This window comes from Aminicella lysinilytica, assembly GCF_004362975.1.
Taxonomy (GTDB): domain Bacteria; phylum Bacillota; class Clostridia; order Peptostreptococcales; family Anaerovoracaceae; genus Aminicella; species Aminicella lysinilytica.
Map to the genome: position 1 here is coordinate 1,264 of NZ_SNXO01000075.1, position 1,190 is coordinate 2,453.

Consider the following 1,190-nt stretch of genomic DNA (forward strand, 5'->3'; position numbering starts at 1 on the left):
TGAACAGCGTCTGACTACACATAACAGATTCAGCGCCGGAAGAAAGAACCAATATTCAACGCATATGGAAGATATGCCTGATAAATTCAAATTTAGCCCATGGGATGATCTACGCATAAAAAGTTGGGCAGAGGCTATCGGTCCGTATACAAGTAAAGCAATAGATCGAATATTCGAAGATGTGAGCATAAAAGAACAGGGCTACAATCCGGCTCTGTCAATACTTCGTTTAAGCAGTAAATATTCTGAAGCACGCCTGGAAGCCGCCTGTGAATTTGCCATAACCAAAGGGATCGTAAGGCCCCGTTATCATCATCTTAAATCAATTTTGTCCGCCAATCAAGACTTATTGTATCTTGAACGTAAAACAGTAGAATCAACTGCAACTGATACTATGGGGTACCTACGGGGCAGTAATTATTACGGAGGCAATAAAAATGATAAATGATGAAACGAGACGTAAACTACGTGAACTTAATCTGGCTGAAATGGTCAATGGGCTGGAACAGCAGCAACCAGATACAGTAACTATGTCTCTTTCGTTTGATGAGAGACTACAACGATTGATAGACTATGTATATCAAGAGAAATACAACAGTAAGATCCAACGTCTGATAAAATCTGCAAGATTCAGATTTCCTCAAGCAGATATGCATGATCTCTGCTATGAAGGGAGAACCCTTAACAGAGAACTGATAACCGAATTATCCATGTGTCAATACATAGATAGTCATCAGAGCATAATATTGCAAGGGCCTACAGGTTCCGGTAAAACGTTCCTTAGTTGCGCTCTTGGTAAACAGGCATGCTTGAATCAGATCAAAACCAGATATGTTAGGTTCCCTGATTTGCTGATGGAATATGGTGATGCATCCCTGATACAGGGCCACCAGAAAAAGATGCTCAACAAGTATGGGCGGATTCCGTTGCTGATAATTGATGAATGGCTTGTCTCAGACATTTCTGACGGAGAATTGTATTTTCTATTCGAGTTAATGGAAAGAAGGTCAGATTCAACATCAACGATTTTTTGCACACAATACCGAAAGGAAGATTGGGTAAAACGTATGGATGAAGGAATCCAGGCAGAAGCCATAGTTGACAGATACGCTTACTCTGCATACTGGATCGAGACAGGAACTATGAATATGCGAGAATATTACTCACGTAATTCAAAACTATGATGTCAA

The 1,190-nt window shown here is 40.3% G+C and carries 1 protein-coding gene and 1 pseudogene; both read left to right on the forward strand.

The window, feature by feature from the left end; genetic code table 11:
- A pseudogene (locus tag EV211_RS10505) lies at positions 1 to 448 on the forward strand (IS21 family transposase); the annotation flags it as partial.
- Positions 438 to 1,184, forward strand: coding sequence for an ATP-binding protein (locus EV211_RS10510; RefSeq protein WP_133529386.1), 747 nt, complete (start codon positions 438 to 440; stop codon positions 1,182 to 1,184). The pseudogene EV211_RS10505 and the gene EV211_RS10510, both read left to right, overlap by 11 nt.
- Positions 1,185 to 1,190: the final 6 nt, after the last annotated feature.